General features: G+C 41.1%; 14 protein-coding genes and 1 pseudogene. 9 read left to right on the top strand and 6 right to left on the bottom strand.

Features of this window, described 5'->3' with window-relative positions:
- Nucleotides 1-26 precede the first annotated feature (26 nt).
- The 4 genes from L641_RS0120520 to pabB form a co-directional block, all read right to left on the bottom strand.
- The gene (locus L641_RS0120520; RefSeq protein ID WP_024601142.1) at nt 27-887 is read right to left on the bottom strand and encodes an IS982 family transposase; all 861 of its coding nucleotides are present in this window, start codon (nt 885-887) and stop codon (nt 27-29) included.
- A gap of 291 nt (nt 888-1,178) precedes the next feature.
- On the bottom strand, nt 1,179-2,555 hold the full coding sequence (locus L641_RS0120515) for an L-serine ammonia-lyase (protein WP_024602987.1): 1,377 nt from the start codon (nt 2,553-2,555) through the stop codon (nt 1,179-1,181).
- Between the two features lie 101 nt (nt 2,556-2,656).
- Nucleotides 2,657-3,232, bottom strand: a complete 576-nt coding sequence (locus L641_RS0120510) for a CoA pyrophosphatase (RefSeq protein ID WP_024602986.1) — start codon at nt 3,230-3,232, stop codon at nt 2,657-2,659.
- Nucleotides 3,225-4,583 (bottom strand): aminodeoxychorismate synthase component I, encoded by a 1,359-nt coding sequence (gene pabB / locus L641_RS0120505; protein WP_024602985.1) that lies wholly within the window; start codon nt 4,581-4,583, stop codon nt 3,225-3,227. The genes L641_RS0120510 and pabB overlap by 8 nt, the downstream gene beginning before the upstream one ends.
- 166 nt (nt 4,584-4,749) lie before the next feature.
- On the opposite strand from pabB, the gene L641_RS0120500 reads away from it, so the two are divergent.
- From L641_RS0120500 to L641_RS0120470, 6 genes are all read left to right on the top strand, one after another.
- The gene (locus L641_RS0120500) at nt 4,750-6,276 is read left to right on the top strand and encodes a fumarate hydratase (RefSeq protein ID WP_024602984.1); all 1,527 of its coding nucleotides are present in this window, start codon (nt 4,750-4,752) and stop codon (nt 6,274-6,276) included.
- A gap of 433 nt (nt 6,277-6,709) precedes the next feature.
- The gene (locus L641_RS0120490) at nt 6,710-7,750 is read left to right on the top strand and encodes a Glu/Leu/Phe/Val dehydrogenase (RefSeq protein WP_024602983.1); all 1,041 of its coding nucleotides are present in this window, start codon (nt 6,710-6,712) and stop codon (nt 7,748-7,750) included.
- Nucleotides 7,751-7,901: 151 nt separating this feature from the next.
- The gene (locus L641_RS0120485; RefSeq protein WP_024602982.1) at nt 7,902-8,564 is read left to right on the top strand and encodes a CatA-like O-acetyltransferase; all 663 of its coding nucleotides are present in this window, start codon (nt 7,902-7,904) and stop codon (nt 8,562-8,564) included.
- Nucleotides 8,565-8,674: 110 nt separating this feature from the next.
- Nucleotides 8,675-11,557: a ligand-binding sensor domain-containing diguanylate cyclase gene (locus L641_RS0120480; RefSeq protein ID WP_024602981.1), complete on the top strand. Its 2,883-nt coding sequence runs from the start codon at nt 8,675-8,677 to the stop codon at nt 11,555-11,557.
- A gap of 94 nt (nt 11,558-11,651) precedes the next feature.
- A complete protein-coding gene (locus tag L641_RS0120475) occupies nt 11,652-12,476 on the top strand; it encodes a M90 family metallopeptidase (protein WP_024602980.1) in 825 nt (274 codons plus the stop codon).
- Nucleotides 12,477-12,575: 99 nt separating this feature from the next.
- A complete protein-coding gene (locus L641_RS0120470) occupies nt 12,576-15,749 on the top strand; it encodes an amidohydrolase family protein (protein ID WP_024602979.1) in 3,174 nt (1,057 codons plus the stop codon).
- A 63-nt stretch (nt 15,750-15,812) separates the two neighbouring features.
- Here the strand turns inward: L641_RS0120470 and L641_RS0120465 are convergent, their stop codons facing one another.
- Entirely contained in the window at nt 15,813-16,388 is a 576-nt protein-coding gene (locus tag L641_RS0120465) for a TetR/AcrR family transcriptional regulator (protein WP_024602978.1), read from the bottom strand.
- A 101-nt stretch (nt 16,389-16,489) separates the two neighbouring features.
- On the opposite strand from L641_RS0120465, the pseudogene L641_RS23060 reads away from it, so the two are divergent.
- Nucleotides 16,490-16,926: pseudogene (locus L641_RS23060) on the top strand (HPP family protein).
- 32 nt (nt 16,927-16,958) lie between these two features.
- Here L641_RS23060 and L641_RS0120455 read toward each other — a convergent pair.
- The gene (locus tag L641_RS0120455) at nt 16,959-17,321 is read right to left on the bottom strand and encodes a hypothetical protein (protein WP_008114254.1); all 363 of its coding nucleotides are present in this window, start codon (nt 17,319-17,321) and stop codon (nt 16,959-16,961) included.
- 150 nt (nt 17,322-17,471) lie between these two features.
- Here L641_RS0120455 and L641_RS0120450 point away from each other — a divergent pair, with 150 nt between their 5' ends.
- Together L641_RS0120450 and L641_RS0120445 are read left to right on the top strand one after the other, a co-directional pair.
- Nucleotides 17,472-18,224 (top strand): Nif3-like dinuclear metal center hexameric protein, encoded by a 753-nt coding sequence (locus L641_RS0120450; RefSeq protein WP_024602977.1) that lies wholly within the window; start codon nt 17,472-17,474, stop codon nt 18,222-18,224.
- A 342-nt stretch (nt 18,225-18,566) separates the two neighbouring features.
- On the top strand, nt 18,567-19,136 hold the full coding sequence (locus tag L641_RS0120445; RefSeq protein ID WP_024602976.1) for a VTT domain-containing protein: 570 nt from the start codon (nt 18,567-18,569) through the stop codon (nt 19,134-19,136).
- The last annotated feature ends 114 nt before the right edge of the window (nt 19,137-19,250 follow it).

The raw sequence follows: 19,250 nt of genomic DNA, 5'->3' as shown, positions 1-19,250 counted from the left end.
TAATTAACCTCAGATCTGCATAAGAATTAAAGCCGAGTCACTTTAATACTCGGCTTTTTAGTCTGAAAGGTATAGGCAATTAATCCAGCCATTAAATTAACCATAAATGAGATGCAGCTGCGGTGCCTTGTATGGTCTATTTGAGCCATATTTTTCAGTTGGTCGAAAACTGTTTCAATGATAAAACGCTTTGATAACATCGCTCTATCCCAAGATGATATTGGCTGACGTTTCATATTACTTCGTTGACCTGTAATAAAATCAATGCCTTGCTCAGCAAGTTCCGCTTTTAGGTTTGCAGATACATAACCTTTATCAGCGTATAAACTACCTGTAACATTATCGACCATATCTAACACCGGCTGTCTATCATCAACATTCCCAGCTGTCACTTTTACTGCTAATAAACCACCTTCATCATTCATGATGAGGTGAAGTTTAAACCCATAAAACCAGCCCATTGTTCCTTTACCCCGCTTGGCTTTTCCCGCGAAAACTTGGTGGCGAGGAATACGCATGTTGTGACACACCTTGAGAGAAGTAGAATCGATAAATGCAATGCCTGTTGGTTTATCAAAGCGCTGCTTCAGATAGCTACACAGAGCAGGTAACGTGGCCTGAAGTAACTTCAACATACGTGTATAACTGAGTAAATCAGGAAAATAATGTCGCCAATACTGACAAACAAATTTGGTGTAGTAAGTTTTAAAGTCGCGATAACCTGATTGATGAAAGGCAATTAATATAGTCATCACTTCGCTAGAGGATAGTCGAGACGGCTTAATGCGTTGCTTCTCACCTGATTCTATTAGGTGTGTAAGCCACTGAGGTTCAAACAATAAACAAAAATCATCGACATCTACGTAAATTGCATCTAAGTTATTCATGCCCTTGCCTCGGTAATCTTATGTTTCATGGTCGAAAGATCTGATCACCGCAAGGGCATTTAGTTCCATTTCTTATGTGCAGCTCAGGTTAATTAACCTGAACTGTGGATAATAAATCCATCTTAAGCAGCTATTTTCAGCGCTAACTGCGTTGAATTTACTTGCAATAGGCTAGCTATTGACGCGTAATTTCGCCTTGTTTTCACTAAAAATCTCTAGCTAGAGAAAATAAACATAAATATCATTTTGATTCAATATGTTAGTAAATCTCTTAACCAGAGTTCAGGTTAATTAGCACTCGATAATATTAACGGCCAGTCCACCGCGAGCGGTTTCTTTGTATTTTGTTTTCATATCGTTACCCGTATCGAGCATGGTTTTTATTACTTTATCCAGCGATACTTTTTGTTCTCCACTACCGCGAATAGCAAGACGAGAAGCATTAATTGCTTTAATAGCGCCCATTGCATTACGTTCAATACAGGGGACTTGCACTAAGCCGCCAACAGGGTCACAGGTTAACCCTAAGTTATGTTCCATACCAATTTCAGCGGCATTTTCTACGTGTACAACGTTACCACCAACAATTTCAGTAAGTGCGCCTGCGGCCATTGAACAAGCAACACCGACTTCGCCTTGGCAACCCACTTCAGCACCAGAAATAGAGGCATTCTTTTTATATAAAATGCCTATTGCAGCGGCAGTTAATAAGTAGCGGGTAGCAATATCACGGTCTACTTCTTTAATAAAAGTATGATAATACATTAATACTGCAGGTAAAATTCCGGCTGCGCCATTTGTGGGGGCAGTTACTACACGTCCTCCGGCTGCATTTTCTTCGTTTACAGCTAATGCGAATAAATCAACCCAGTCCATGGCGCGCAGCGGATCGTTACTGACTTCTACATTAAGCTTTAAATATAAGCTTGGCGCACGGCGTTTTACTTTTAATCCGCCAGGTAAAATACCTTCGGTGCGCATACCTCGCTCAATACAGGCTTTCATTACTTGCCAAATATTAAATAGCTCATCTTTAATGGCTTCTTCACTGCGTAACGTTTTTTCGTTTTTCATCATTAACGTTGATACGCTGTAACCCGACTCTTTACACATTTCGAGTAATTCTTTAGCCGAGCTAAACGGGAACGGGGCTGGGTTTTCTTCACGGATATCTAAAGCGGCTTGTTTTTCTTTTTCAAACTCTTCATCCGTAACAATAAATCCGCCACCAATAGAGTAGTAAACTTTGCTATATACTTTTTCGCCATTGTTATAGGCAATAATTTCCATTGCGTTGGAATGTTTAGGGAGTGTCTTTCTGCGATGAAAAACAATCGCGCCCTGCTTAGGGAATTTAGCTTTGTGAGTTTGGTTCAGGTAAATAACCTGTTCTTTTTCAATTTTAGCGAGTATGTCATCCACTAAATCGGCATCAATGGTTTCAGGGTCATAACCGGCTAGGCCAAGGATCACTGCTTTTCCCGAACCATGACCAACACCTGTTTGCCCCAGTGAGCCGTAAAGCTCTACTTTTACATCGGTTACATTTGCTAATAGTTGTTGTTCGTTTAGGTCATTAACAAATAAGCGTGATGCACGCATTGGGCCGACGGTATGTGACGATGAGGGGCCAATACCAATGCTAAACATGTCAAATGCACTGATCATAATGTGTGTCTCTACTTAGTTTTCTCAGCATTAAGCTGTTCTTTGAACGGTCGACTATAATAACGTGGAAATGCAGGTGTGTAACCCTTATTAGCAAAGATTTAAACTGGTATGGCGAGTTGTTTTGTAAAGTTTTTAATAATGCTGGCTGTGGCACCCCACAAAAGCCCGTGTGGGGTGATAAAGCCATTTAAGGTAATGATTTTTCCACCTCGTTCAAATGGCAAAGGTTGCCAGTTAGCCGCGTTATTCAGCGCTTTTATAGAGAGTAAAAAGCTAGCTTGCACTTCGTTGTGGTCGTTTTCCCACACTGTTTCTTTTTTAATTAAGCCTACAAAGGGGCGTATAGTAAATCCGGTCAGGGTTGAATATTCAGGTAACTGACCTAAAACATGGACATTTTGCGGGGCAATATTAAGCTCTTCATGTAATTCACGCAGTGCGGTGGTGCGCAGGTTAACATCATTAATTTCAAATTTACCACCCGGTAAACAAATCTCCCCAGGGTGGTGATGTAAATAGGTTGGCCGCTTACACAATAAAACATGTGCTTCGTTATCTATATCAATCAATGGCAGCATTACTGCGCTTGCGCGCTTTTTTTTATTATCTTTGAGCTGATCCACGGCTAAACTGCGGTTTAATTGAAAACGAGCCGAAATGGTTTCACTATTCAAAGCGACCTTCATTTAATATAGGAAGTATTTTATTTACTTTATCGTAAGTTTCTTGATATTCCAATTCGACTTTTGAATCAGCAACAATACCACCCCCAGCCCAACAATATATTTGTTGTTGATGTGTGACTAAAGTTCGAATAGTAATACTGGTATCCATATTGCCGCAGCCACTAATGTAACCAATAGAGCCACAATAAATGCTACGTCTATGTGGCTCTAGTTCTTCTATTATTTCCATGGCACGGACTTTTGGTGCGCCTGTAATTGAACCACCGGGAAACGCAGCTTCCAGTTGATCAACCGCTGTTTTTCCCTCATCAAGGGTTGAGGTGACCGTACTCACTAAATGGTGTACCGCCGGAAAACTTTCAATAGCAAATAATGAGGGCACAATAACCGAGCCCGGTTTAGCGACTTTTCCTAAATCATTTCGCAGCAGGTCCACTATCATGACATTTTCGGCGCGGTCTTTACTCGAATTTGCCAGCAAGGTCGCTTGTTTTGCATCCTCAAGGGCATCTGCTTTGCGAGGTAAAGTCCCTTTAATGGGTTTTGTTTCTACTTTATTGTCGTGTACTGCAATAAAACGCTCGGGTGAGATTGACAAAATAGCGCCCTGAGGATGATTAATAAAACTAGAAAAAGGCGCTTTATTAGCCTGAGTTAATTTAACATAGGCGCTCCAAGGCGAGCCTTGGTAATGTGCGCTAAAACGCTGCGCTAAGTTAATTTGATAGCAATCACCACTTTTTAGGTATTCTTCAATCGCGGCAAAGTTTTCGCTATAGCTAGTCTGACTCATATTTGACTGCCACGGTGATGTAAGCGAAAAGCTTTCATGTTTAGGTGGTTGCGTTAAATATTGCTGATATAGCCAAAGGCGGTCTACATTGGGCTGCGAAACATAAAACCACTTACGCAGTTGCTTATCGTAAATCAGTGCATCGAGGTAAAGTCCAACCGCCATTTGCGGTAAATTTATGTCGTGTAAAGCGCTGCTTGGTAGTTGCTCTATAGTACGGCCTAAGTCATAGCCAAAATAACCCAGCCAGCCACCATTAAAAGGTAAGTTGTTGGCAGCTTTAGTGCTGTCTAACTTTGCCAGTTCATTATTCATTATTTCAAAGCAGCTTTTTATGTTTGGCTGGTTATTAAAAACGCTTTGATTATTTTCGACTTCAAGGGTGCTCTGGGGGTCAATCGCAATAATGTCAAAACGACTGTTTATGTGATCACTATCACCCGAATCTAATAAAATGGCGTAAGGCAAATGAGCAAAATGCGAAAATACCTCAATACAATTTTGTGATATGGCTAATTCAACACAATTTTTTTTATTGTTTAGCATTTACTACCCCTATAAGAACTGGCTCCAAACGGGCTGGGAGGGTATCATAAGTCAAATTTATTTGGCAGCGTTTAGTGAGCGCTGTAGTTGAAAACAGTTCGAACCACCGTCACGGGTTTGATATCGCTTACGTGCTGCGTGAGTAACAACAACTTAAGGAACCACTATGAGTACAATTCGTCAGCAAGACTTTATTGATAGCATTGAAGATGCCTTGCAATACATCTCGTTTTACCATCCTCTTGATTTTGTTCAAGCACTAGAGAAAGCGTATAACAAAGAACAAAGTAAAGCCGCTAAAGATGCGATTGCGCAAATTTTAATTAACTCGCGTATGTCGGCAGAAGGTAAGCGCCCACTGTGTCAAGATACCGGGATCATCACTTGTTTCGTAAAAGTAGGGATGGATGTTAATTGGGATAAAACCGACTTAACAGTACAACAAATGGTTGATGAGGGAACGCGTCGTGCGTACTTAAATCCAGATAACCCTTTACGTGCATCGATTGTTGCCGACCCTGCGGGAACACGTAAAAACACTAAAGATAATACGCCATCAGTGGTTCACATTGACTTAGTTGCAGGCGATAAAGTCGAAGTGATGGTCGCTGCTAAGGGCGGCGGCTCAGAAAACAAAAGTAAAATGGTGATGTTAAACCCATCTGACGATGTGGCTGAGTGGGTAGAAAAAACGCTACCAACAATGGGTGCGGGTTGGTGTCCACCAGGCATGCTAGGCATAGGTATTGGTGGCACGGCAGAAAAAGCAGCGGTAATGGCCAAAGAGTCATTAATGGATCCGGTTGATATTCATGAACTAATTGAGCGCGGCGCAGAAACAACAGAAGAAAAGCTGCGTTTAGAAATCTTTGAACGTGCGAATAAATTAGGTATTGGTGCGCAAGGCCTTGGCGGTTTAACCACGGTTGTTGATATTAAAATTAAAACGGCGCCAACTCACGCGGCTTCAAAGCCAGTGGTTATGATCCCAAATTGTGCTGCTACGCGCCACGTTCACTTTACCCTTGATGGTTCAGGCCCTGCGGATTTAAAAGCACCTAAATTAGAAGATTGGCCAGAAGTGACTTTCGAAGTGGGTGAGGGCACACGCCGTGTTAATTTAGATACTCTTACTAAAGAAGACACTAAAGAATGGAAAATGGGTGAAACCGTTTTACTCTCAGGTACTATTTTAACGGGTCGAGATGCTGCTCATAAACGTCTTCAGGATATGATCAACTCAGGGGAAGGTTTACCTGAAGGTGTTGATTTTGATAACAAGTTTATTTACTACGTTGGCCCTGTGGATGCAGTAGGCGATGAAGCAGTAGGTCCAGCGGGTCCTACAACGGCAACTCGTATGGATAAATTTACCGATATGATGTTAGAAAAAACCGGCATCGTGGGAATGATTGGTAAAGCTGAACGAGGCCCAGCAACGGTTGAATCTATTAAAAAGCACCAGTCAGTGTATTTGATGGCGGTAGGCGGTGCGGCATACTTAGTATCTAAAGCTATTAAAAAAGCACGTGTTGTTGCCTTTGAAGATTTAGGTATGGAAGCTATCTACGAATTTGAAGTAGAAGATATGCCAGTAACAGTTGCCGTAGACAGTGAAGGAGCAAATGCTCACACCCAAGGCCCTGCTATTTGGAAAGCAAAAATTGAAGAGCTAGACAGCAAAATGAAGTAAATTTTTACTTAAAAAGCAATCATATAAGCGAGCACTGTGTGCTCGCTTTTTTATTTACTTTTACATTTGCAAAGACTTATACACCTCAGACCAGTTTATGCTGCGTAGGCAATTAGTGTATAAGCCACTGTATTTTAAGCTGTAGTATACTTTTTTAGACTGTATGGTTAAGTTTACAAATAACTGAAAGGTGACGTTCACGTAAGCGTAAGCTTTAATTGCGATGGTGTTTTTAGCTTTTATACTTAATCAAATGGTTATTTTTGGAATTTTTATGCTTACTTTTAACGATAAGTCATTTTATTTTTCACTTTGACGCGCTTTATTTGGTTTATCTACTCATAGTGTGGCGAACCATTAACTGAAGTGATAAAGTCTCGACAATTTGTAGCGTGCTTGCCCAAAAGGGCCCATTATTTTCGGAGTATTTAAAGTGGTTGTATTTAATCAAGTTGAATTTGATAACCATGAACAAGTGGTTTTTTGTTCAGACAAAGCGTCTGGTTTGAAGGCCATTATTGCGGTACATAACACAAACTTAGGCCCTGCGGTAGGCGGTTGTAGAATGTGGGATTATGCTAACGATGAAGACGCAGTATATGATGTGCTGCGTTTATCAAAAGGGATGACTTATAAAAATGCCGTAGCACGCTTGCCATTTGGTGGTGGTAAATCGGTTATTATTGGTAATGCCAAAGAAATCAAATCAGAGCAGTTATTTCGCGCATTTGGTCGCCAGTTAGAGCGACTAAACGGTAGCTACTACTCAGCAGAAGATGTAAACATTACCTGTGATGATGTGGCGTTAATGAACAAAGAAACAAATTACGTGCTAGGCCTTGAAGGAAAAAGTGGTAACCCTTCGCCGTTTACAGCCTATGGTACGTTTTTAGGTATGAAAGCAGCGCTTAACCATCAACGCGGTATTCAAGACTTTTCTGGTATTAAAGTTGCGGTGCAAGGTTTAGGTGCAGTAGCTTATGGATTATGTAAACATTTGTCTGAAGTTGGTGCTGAGTTATTTGTTACCGATATTAATCAAGCTGCAGTAGAACGTGTAGTAAATGATTTTGGCGCAACCGCAGTTGGTATTGATGAAATATACGACCTAGATGTGGATGTTTATGCACCCTGTGCATTAGGTGCCACTATTAATGACACAACAATCCCACGCTTAAAAGCAACGATAGTAGCGGGCTGTGCAAACAATCAACTTGCTGAATCACGCCATGGTGAAATTTTACGTGAAAAAGGTATTTTATATGCGCCTGATTATGTAATAAATGCAGGTGGTATTATTAACGTTTATTACGAAACTGCACCAGAGGGTTACAGTAAAGAGGCTTCTAATAAACACGTAGAAAGAATTTACGATACACTTAGTGAAATTTTTACCCGTAGTGAAAAAGAGCAAAAATCAACGCATTTAATTGCCGATGAACTGGCACAAGAAATTATTGAAAACGGACTTTAAGTTTCCACTCGGTTTAAAATAGGAGCGAAATACGCTCCTTTTTTATACCTTATGTAAGACTTTGGTATAACTACACCCAAAGCGTCATTTTAGTTAATGCGAATATAGATAAAGCACGGTAAAATTTAGTTTTACACTTTATCTATATTTTATGTCCTCTACTGATTTTTCTATTACCCCTCTTGATTTTGAGCAATGGCCTCGAAAGCAACACTTTGAGTTATTTCAGCAGTTCACTCAGCCTTATTTTAATGTGTGCGTACAACTGAATGCGAAAAAGTTATATACCGCCTGTAAACAAGCTAATATTGCTTTTTATCATGGTTATATTTATTGCTTATTAAAAGCCTGTCATCAGTATGAGCCGATGATGCTGCGCATTATTAACCAAAAACCTTGTTACTTAAGTGCTACGCGGGCAAGTGTAGTCGAGCTTGCCGATGATGAGTCGTTTCGCTTTAGTTATTTTAAATTACACGAGTCGTTAAATAAATTTTCCCGTGAGGCGAAAGCTATTAGCGATACCACAAAATTAAACCCGCTGTTTTCTGATGCTTTTGCGGCAACAGAAGGGCAAGCTGATTTAATTCACGTTTCTGTTTTACCTTGGTTAAACTTTAGTAGCTTTTCGCATGCGTTTACCCAGGGTCAAAGCTGTGGCATTCCTAAATTTGTGTTCGGCCAATACAACCCTAATACCGGAGAAATGCCACTCTCCATTGATGTTCATCATGCGTTACTAGATGGACTACATGTGGCTAAGTTCGTTCAACAATTACAACATACATTTGATAGTTTAAGTGATAATACTTAATGAAAAAGTTGTAAATCTTATGTTATTATTTGTTGGTGATGTTTTTTAATTAAATTTTCACCTTGAATTTACTCAAATATAAAAACTAATAATTATAAAGGCAGTGTCTGATGAATCGCTTGGTGATTTTATGCTTCTTGTTGGTGATTTTTACTGTTGATGCTCAGCAACAGACTCGCCTGCCGTTGCGCGATTATTTTTTTGAAACGTGGAATACCCGTTCGGGCCTTCCTCACAATAGCATTAATAGCCTTGCACAAACACAAGATGGCTATTTATGGGTAGGTACTTGGGAAGGGCTTGCCCGCTTTAACGGTCAAGAATTCAAACTATTTACCCGCTCAGAAATTACCGATTTGCCTGACTCAGGCGTACGTGCGCTTACCCCCACATCCGATGGCGGCTTACTCATAGCCGGAGCGCGCGGCGGTATTAGTTTATATCAGCACCGACAATGGGACACTCAACCACCTGCCCAAGCTATGGTTAATCATATATTTAAAAGTAAAAATGATAACTTGTGGCTAGCGCTTGAGAATGATGGTGTGTTTTATCGTTCAGCTAGTAGCACTCAAGACATCCCAATAATACAAAATGTCAGTGCGTATCGAATCATTGAAGACCCTAAGGGGGTTATATGGGCGGCGACCAGTGATGGCCTGTATAAAATAGTCAACTACAAACCCACTTTGATGACGCCACAACAAGGGTTACCAGATGCACCTGTATATACTCTATTGATTACCCGTGAAGGACGCCTTGTTATTGGTAGTGAAAGAGGTGCGCGAGTATTAAATGGCAATGTGTTCGAGTCACCCCATCCACAGCTTAGTGCTGAGTCGATTTCTAGTTTATTAGAAGATAACCATGGTGATTTATGGTTTGGCACCATTAATAAAGGTGTTTTTAGGCTTAGCGTCGATGGTTTAGAGCAATTAGATGCTAAAAATGGTTTACCCGCCAACCGTATTCTTTCTTTGTTACAAGACAGAGAAAATAGTATTTGGGTAGGCACCAATGCTGGTGTATTTAGGTTAAGAGAAGCGCCGTTTTCATCGTGGGGCAAAAAGCGAGGTTTGTCTAGCGATTATGTCCGCACGGTCCTGTCACATTCTGATGGCAGTTTATGGATAGGGGGAAGCACTGGCTTAGATCGGCTGCAAAACAATAAAATTACCCATATTAAAGGCACTAAGCAAGGCTCTCCTTATTCAGTATTGAGCTTACTTGAACAAAGCCAAGGTGATGTTTGGGTAGGTACATACACTTCAGGTGTGTTGAAGGTGGTTAATAACGAACTCATACCTTATTTAAACCGTGATAATGGCTTAGGTAGTAATGAAGTAAGATCTTTACTTTTTGATTCAAAAAATCGTTTATGGATTGGTTCGGCTATGGGGCTGACACGCGTTAATACCGACGGCAGTTTAGTGCAATTTACTAATGAGAGAGAGTTGCCGAGTGGTTTTATTCTGGCTTTGAGTGAGGATAAAGCCGCTAACATTTGGATAGGAACTGGTAATGGCGTGGTGGTTTACAATACCAATACGGAGGAATTTCAACCAATCCAGTTCCCTAAAGCGTTTTCGGCTCAATATGCGTTTGGCTTTTATATTGACGATAAATATACTTGGATGGCGACCGATAGAGGTTTATTGCGTTATCAGCATGCAAATGGGCATATGACTATTTTAGGACGAGAGCTAGGATTACCGGTCGATAAGCTTTTTCAAATTGTGCCGTTTAAAGACTCACTTTGGCTATCAAGTAACCGTGGCATTATTGAAGTCAATTATAAGCAGGTAAATGAGCTGCTTGATTCAAAATCTAACAATAGAGGTACGCTCGCCTTTCAATTATACGATGAGGCTGATGGCATGCACAGTGCACAAGCAAATGGCGGTTCAACCCCCTCTGCAACCGCTCATTCAGATGGCACAATTTGGTTTGCTACCGCAAAAGGGGTGAGTACAGTAAAACTGGAACGCTTAAAAGAAGCCACTAAAATAGCGTTACCAACGATTGTTGAAAGCTTTTCTGTTGATGGTAAACCAACGTCCTTACCTATAGACGGTGAAACTATTATTTTACCACCAGGGGTGACGCGCTTGTCATTTCAATACGCGGGACTGAGCTTTATTATGCCGCAGCGATTAAACTTTCAAACAAAATTGGAAGGCTTTAATAACGAATGGATCAACCGTCAACACATAGCGACTGCTGAATACACTAACTTACCTGCGGGCAAGTATTCTTTTGCTGTACGTGCAGCCTATCCAAATACTGATTGGCAACAAAATCACAAAGTCGTTAACTTTGAAATTCAATCGCATTTTTGGCAAAAAACAAGCTTTAAGTTGTTTATGTTTTTTCTTTTTGTGGTGGTGATATATAGCGCTTATCGCTACCGCTTATATCGTTATAAACAAGTTGAAAAGGAATTAACCAGCCGAGTGGTGAAGCAAACGCAAGCACTGCAAGAGCAAGCCAGTGCCTTTGCCTATCAAGCCACACACGATCAGCTTACCGATTTACCGAATCGCCGCGCATTTGATGGCTGGCTGGCGGATAACTTTTCAGACTTTAAAGCATGTAATAAATCACTTGCTATCGCTATTATGGATATTGATCACTTTAAACGGATTAACGATGGTTGGTCACACCTCATAGGTGATCAGGTTATATGTGAAGTCGCCAATATTCTTAAAGCGCACTGCGAAGGTGAGCAAGAGGTAGCTCGCTGGGGCGGCGAAGAGTTTACTTTTGTGTTTCCTGATACGAGTGCAGTGCAAGCACAAGAAATGTGCGAGAGGTTACGTAAATGTATTGAAAATAAAAACTTTTCAAATATCGCAGAAGGCCTCAGCGTAACCGTGAGCTTTGGTGTTTCCGACTCTGGTGATGTTGATGATTATGACCGATTATTATCACGGGCTGACCAAGCTTTGTATAAAGCTAAAAACAATGGCCGAAATCGAACTGAAGTGGTGTGATTGAAAAACAGCCTCACTGCACCCATTACTATTTTAATAATACGGGCGCAGTATTTTGGCGTTAAAGCTAAATGGTTTGATTTAGGACGACCCAATGATAAATGGGCTATTAATTTTTGTTTTAATTGTATTTATTATAATGTTTTGGCGCTGGCCTGATATTCAAAATGCCGTTTGGCACCGTAAATACAGTGATTTATTGTTAAGTGAGCAACAACACACATTGTTACTGCGTGCTATGCCCATATACAACAAAATGACCGATGCAGAGCGAGCCAAGTTAGCATCCCATATTGTGTGGTTTTTAAATGAAAAGCGTTTTGTTGGCTGCGATGGGTTGCAACTAACGGAGGCAATGAAACTCATTATTGCCGCCGATGCCTGCTTGCTGGTGCTTAACAAGCCTTGGCCTTTGTATAAAAACGTAAAAGAAATTTTACTCTACCCCAGCGCGTATTACGCGCCCCAATCAAGCCGCGATAACGCAGGCCTTGTCAGTTTTCATAATACAGTAAGGCAAGGTGAATCGTGGCCGGGGGGAACATTGGTGCTTAGCTGGCATGATGTGCTTGAGGGCAACCGCTTACCCAGTGATGGGCATAACTTAGTGTTTCATGAATTTGCACATCAACTTGATCAAGAAACCGGTAAAACCACCGGCACGCCACTACTTGCATCACAGGCAAAATACCAACAATGGGAGCGAGTATTTAGTCGAGCGTTTTCGCAGTTAAAAACACATGTTGCTTATAGTATGCCGCATGTAATACATAGCTATGGAGCCACCAATGAGGCTGAGTTTTTTGCGGTGATCACCGAAACATTCTTAGAGAAACCTGTCGATTTACGCCGTGAAGACCCTGAAATTTACCATTTGCTAGTGGATTTTTATCAATTTGATCCTATTGTTTGGCACTAATTTTATGCACTTCATCCTATTACGCTGGTAACTTGCTGGCGTTTTTGTTGCAATCATGTAATAGATCAACACACAGCAACAATAATAAGTGAGATAAGCATGAAAAAAATGCTGCAAACAGCACTCGCGTTATCGGTTTCATTGGCATTAGGCCACGCACACGCAGAGCAAACGGATGAAAAAAAATGGCAAGTTGATTCACCTAAAGGGCAATTTGTTGATGCATCTATTAGTGTAGAGCAAGGCACATGGATGAATGTCGATATAAGTCCTGACGGAGAAACCTTAGTATTTGATTTACTGGGCGATATTTACACCATGCCAATGAGTGGTGGTAAAGCGACTAAAATAACCTCAGACATTGCATGGCAAATGCAGCCGCGCTTTAGCCCAGATGGCAAGCACATTGCTTTTACATCAGATCAAGGCGGTGGTGACAATATTTGGATAATGGATGTTAACGGCGAAAACCAAATCGCCGTCACTGACGAAACATTTAGATTACTCAATAGCCCTGCGTGGAGCCCTGATGGCGATTATTTAGTTGCACGTAAGCATTTTACCGCCAGTCGCTCGCTAGGCGCAGGTGAGGTCTGGCTTTATCACAAAGCCGGCGGTAAAGGGGTGCAACTGACTAAACGTGAAAACGATCAAAAAGATTTAGGTGAACCCATGTTTTCACCGGATGGTCGGTATGTTTATTTTTCGCATGATGCAACCCCGGGTAAAACTTTTCATTATTCAAAAGACTCTGTTGCCGGTATTTATAAAATTAAGCGTTATGACCGTGAAACAGGCGACATAGAAACCATTATAAGTGGCATGGGCGGGGCAATAAGACCGACGCCGTCGCCAGATGGTAAAAAACTAGCGTACATAAAGCGTGATGACTTTCAAACCAGCCTGTACTTATATGATTTAACCAGTGGTGAGCATACTAAGCTATACGACAAACTAGAGCGCGATATGCAAGAAACGTGGGCGATTCATGGTGTATATCCGACTATTGCGTGGACCCCAGATAACGAAGAGCTGGTATTTTGGGCTGGTGGCACCCTTCATAAACTCAATGTCGATGATAAATCAGTTAGCGATATTGCATTTAAAGTAGACACCACGAAAAAAATTCAAAAAGCAGTGCGTTTTACTCAAAATATCGACACTGATGAGTTTGATGTAAAAATGCTGCGTAATGTGCAAATTAGCCCTGATGGTGAAACCGCACTTTTTGAAGCGCTTGGTTATATTTACAAGCGCGATTTAGAATCAGGAAAAATAAAGCGCTTAACTAAGCAAACCGATCATTATGAGTTATTCCCGCAGTATTCTCGTGATGGCAAAAACATTGTCTACACCACGTGGGATGATAACGAACAAGGCACCGTGCGTGTCGTCTCTGCACGTAGTGGTCGTGGCGACACTATTACACAAGAGCCGGGAAAATACGTAGAGCCAACATTTAGTCCAGATGGCAAAACCGTGGTGTATCGTAAAGCCAGCGGCGGCAGCATTTTAAACCCTAAGTGGTCACTGCATCCTGGGGTATACAGTGTTAGTGCTAAAGGCGGAAAAAGTGAGCTCATTTCTAAAAGTGGCTATCAACCTCAGTTTGGCAGTGCCAACGATCGTGTTTATATTATGAGCCCATGGCCTAAGCCGACATTAAGTGTGGTAGAGCTTGAAAGTAAAAAAGTACGTAAACTGTATGAGTCAGAGCACGCCACTGAATTTAGAGTCTCTCCAGATGGTGAGTATTTAGCTTTTGCTGAGCGCTTTAAAGTATTTGTTACTCCATTTGTAGAGCGCGGCAAAACGATAAATATTGGGCCCAAAGACAGTCAATTTCCAATTGAGCAGCTATCTGTACGCGCCGGTGAAAACATTAGCTGGAGTGCCAATAGCAATAAACTGTATTGGACACTGGGGCCTGAGCTTTACCATGCCAGTTTAGAGGGTATGTTTGCGATTAATAAAGCGGATGATAAAGACGTTAAAGTAAAAAGCGGTACTAACATAGGCTTTAGTAAAAAAATGGCTGAACCGCAGGGCATGATTGCATTAACTGGCGCTAAAATTATTACCATGGAGGGTGAAAAGGTCATTGAAAATGGCGTTATTGTTACCGATGGCAAACATATCAAAGCTATTGGTACTGCTGCCGGTGTGAGCATTCCTAAGGGGGCAAAGGTCATTGATGTAACAGGTAAAACAATTATGCCTGGCATTGTAGATGCCCATGCTCATGGCTCACAAGCCAGTGATGAAATTATCCCGCAGCAGAACTGGAAAAACTTAGCAGGTCTTGCGCTGGGTGTTACTACTATTCACGACCCATCAAACGACACCACTGAAATATTTACCGCGAGTGAAATGCAAAAAGCGGGGATGATCGTTGGTCCGCGTATTTTCTCTACCGGTACTATCTTATACGGCGCGAATATGCCTGGGTATACCTCGCATATTGATTCATTAGATGATGCTAAATTTCATTTAGAGCGCCTTAAAAAAGTGGGTGCGTTTAGTGTTAAATCTTATAACCAACCGCGCAGAGAGCAGCGTCAGCAAGTTATAGAAGCAGGGCGAATGCTTGAAATGATGGTAGTCCCTGAAGGGGGGTCATTATTACAACATAACTTGAGTATGGTAGTCGATGGCCATACAGGCATTGAGCATTCAATTCCTGTTGAACATATTTATGACGATATTAAGCAGCTATGGTCACAAAGTGATGTAGGTTACACACCTACATTGGTAGTTGCCTATGGCGGTATTTGGGGTGAAAACTACTGGTATGATAAAACGGACGTATGGAATCATCCACGTTTAAGTAAATTTGTGCCTAAAAACCAATTATTACCGCGCTCAATGCGCCGAGTTAAAGCACCCGATCATCACTATAATCACTTTAACAATGCTCGCGTAGCGGCTGAGTTACAAGATTTAGGTGTACTTGTTAATTTGGGTGCGCATGGCCAACGTGAGGGGTTAGGTGCGCATTGGGAAATGTGGATGTTTGCCCAAGGCGGCATGACGCCACTGGAAGCAATTAGAGCATCGACACTCGATCCGGCAAAATATTTAGGCCTAGATAAAAATGTGGGTTCATTAGAGGTCGGTAAACTGGCAGATTTAATGGTTATTGATGGCGACCCACTGAAAAACATTCGTGATTCAGACAAAATTGATTACACCATGATCAACGGCCGTTTGTTCGACGCAGCCACCATGAACGAAGTAGGCAAAAAACAGCGTGAACCATTATTTTTTGAATAATGCAGCCATTTTTTAGTCAATAAGCGGCTATTTAGCCGCTTTTTTAATACTGTATTTACCTATTTAACCAACCGCTACTATCGCTTTTAAAATATTATCACTAGGTGGAGTCACTGTTACATCATGCATCACCCTCGCTCTACATATATAACCTTCCTTTAGAATAAGTAAGTGTTGCGTGGCTTCAATTGCTTTTTCTCTATTGTGAGCAAATTCAGGCGTTTCTAAAAGAGCTGATAGTATGATCTCAAAGTTCGCTTGCTTGTGCTGTTTGCAAAGTTTGGCAATAGGGTCGTTCTCTACAGGGTACTCAGCTGCAGTATTTATAAAAAAACAGCCATTAAAACACCCTAACTCTGAAACCTCATTATTAATCCACTTTTTCAGTCCGGCAAAAATTGCCTGTGCGACTAACATAGCACTTGGTTGTATACATATTTTTTTAAGCCAAGCGTTAAAGCAGATGTCACGTGCGACTAAACAAGCACAAATAAGCGCGTCTTTGCTTTCAAAGTGCTTATATAAGGTTTTTTTTGCAATGCCCGATACAGCTAAAATTTCATTAATACCAACAGCGTGTATACCCTTTTTATAAAAAAGACTCAGTGCCGTACTGATTATTTGTTGTTGTTTATCCATGATATTCCAAATTTGAGCAGTAAAAACACAGCTTGACATAGGTAGACCGACTTGTCTATATTGCAGGTGTAGACAAGTCGGTCTACTTTTGAGGAGGTGATATGCATAGTGAGCAAATAAAGTCGGCGTTAATCGCAGGCGTTTTTTCTACTTTTGTTTTGGGGTTTTTGGCGTGGCTAAATTATATGGGTGATTACGGTATTTGGTTAATGGCGCCATTCGGCGCAACAGCTGTACTTGTTTTTGGCGTACCGCAGAGCCCGTTAGCTATGCCAAAAAAGTAATAGGGGGACATATGCTGACCGCAATGATTGGGGTTGGGCTGGCTGTGGGTATTGCTATAACATTAATGATAATCACAAAAACTATTCACCCTGCTGCCGGCGCAAACCCTATCTTAATTATTGAGTCTGGCCAAAGTTGGGATTTTTTAATAATGCCAGTACTGGCAGGAACTGTATTTATAGTTTTGTCTGGCTTTGTTGCGAGGTGGTTTATTCAATACTTGATGGATAATAAATATAAAAAAACCGCTTAACGCGGTTTCTTTTATACAAAGCACTCAGCTGATCAAACAACACCGCGAGGTAGGCGGCAATCATGATCTTTGCGAGCAAGCTCAACTATCCAAAGCTCTTCTGCTGTGTAGCCTTCTTCGTTTTGTGTGATCACGGTGAAAGGCGCTTTTTTCTGTGCTTTTACAGGAGCAGCTTTTTTAGTTTTTTTAGCAGGTGCTTTTACTGCAGCTTTTTTTGTAGACTTACCAGAGCTTAATTCTTTAGTCAGCTCTGCTACATCAGCTAGGCGCATGTTCTTGCCGCCATCAATGCTATACCAGCCAGGTTTAGTTGTTATTTCAGGTTTTTTACCGTTGGCAGCTTCATATGCAGCTTCAAAGGCAGATAACACTTCTGTTTTGTCTAGTTTGCTCATCAGAGACCCTATACGTTGTTTACACAGATAAAGAAGAGGTATTTATACCTATTTTAGAACTGTTTTTCAATTTTTTGCGATTTTCCTTTCATTTTTAGCGCATAACCGCCAAAATTTGTACAAAATTCAGTGCAAAGTAAGGTAAGTAGTATGCAACGTAGAGAATTTAATCAATTATTAAACACCCTGTTAAAGCCAGAAACCATTAACGATTTTTGTCCAAACGGGCTTCAGGTAGAAGGTAAAGATGAGATACGCACTATAGTAACGGGTGTAACGGCAAGCCAAGCACTTATTGATGCCGCGATTGAAAATAATGCCGATGCCATTTTGGTACACCATGGCTATTTTTGGAAAGGCGAGTCACAACCTATCACTGGCATGAAAAAACGTCGTGTGGCTGCGCTTTTAGCTAAAGACATCAATTTATTTGCCTATCATTTGCCGTTAGATATTCACCCTGAAATGGGTAATAACGCACAGCTGGCGCAATTGCTCGATATTGAAATTGAAGCAGGCCTTGAGCCAACTAACAACAGTGTAGCGATGAAAGGACGTTTAAAAACACCGTTAACGGGCAGTGAATTTGCTAAAAAAATAAGCCAAGTGCTTAAGCGCGAGCCACTAACGAGTTTAGTACGTACTGATAAAATTGAAACCATCGCTTTGTGTACAGGTGGCGGGCAAGGGTATATCGACTTAGCAGCCGAGCAAGGTATTGATGCTTACTTAACCGGTGAGGCATCAGAGCAAACCATACACAGCTCACGCGAGCAAAATATCGACTTTTTTGCCGCAGGCCATCACGCCACCGAGCGCTACGGTATTAAAGCGTTGGGTGAATACCTTGCCGATAAACATGGCTTTGATGTGACATTTATTGACATAGACAATCCTGTGTAAACACCTAGCTTAAAAGTAATTTTATAAATAACCTACTTGTAACGTATTTCGGGTAGGTTATTTAAATCTAGCGTTCTAAATAGCTAATTTAGCAAACTATAATAAGCCAGTATGTTGATTTTTTATATACCCGCATGCCCTTTTATCTTTTTGTGAGTTAATTATTTTTGGTTTTATGCGTCCCAAAAATTGAATAAACGTAATAGATATAAACCTACGCTTAAAATCATAATTACATCCATTCTTATATTGCAAAAAACACAGATCTTTCGCTGTACTTACCTCGTTTAAATTACAATGTTACTTTGCTTGCTACTAAGGTAGTTACTTTAAAGGAATGAAATGGAAGGGGTATTAGCTTTAATTGAGCAGTACGGGTTGTTGGTTTATCTGTTACTTTTTGGTTATTGTACGTTAAAAAGTGGATGGCTACCTTTGTTCGCAGGCTATGCTGCACATACTGGCGCACTAGATGTTGGTTTTGTTGCTTTGGCTGCTTTTATGGGTGGCTACTTGGGCGATGAATTACGTTTTGCTTTAGCAAGAGCGTATGGCGCGGCATGGCTTGAAAAACCAGGCCGCCTTGGTCGATTATTTAAAACAGCCAGTGAGCTTGCTGAACGCCATGGCACAGCCTACATTTTTTTATATCGTTATCCTAAAGGGTTACGCACGATTGGTGCCCTTCCCGTAGGGCTTACAGCAATTAGTTGGCGCCGCTTTAGTGTGTTAAATGGATGCTCTGCACTGCTATGGGTTATTGTTTTAGTCGGTGGAGGCTACATTTTCGGTGCTACTTTTGATGCTTTAGGTGTTGAGAATTTAACAGCACTAAGTCTGCTATTTCTTTGCGTATTTTTAGTGACACTGTACCGGCTTTGGAATAAAACAGCTGAGGTTAAAACCCTCTAAGAATAACAAAACACCCAACGCTACTATAAACGAATATTCAGTTTGATTTTTTATAACCCCCTGTGTAAAAAGCAAATAATTGCGGTTTTTTAGGGGGAATTTATGCAGCGTAAT

This window comes from Pseudoalteromonas sp. TB41 (assembly GCF_000497975.1).
In the GTDB taxonomy this organism is placed as follows: Bacteria; Pseudomonadota; Gammaproteobacteria; order Enterobacterales; family Alteromonadaceae; genus Pseudoalteromonas; species Pseudoalteromonas tetraodonis.
Note: the sequence above shows the minus strand (reverse complement) of the source record. Positions and strands in the feature narration are given on the sequence as shown.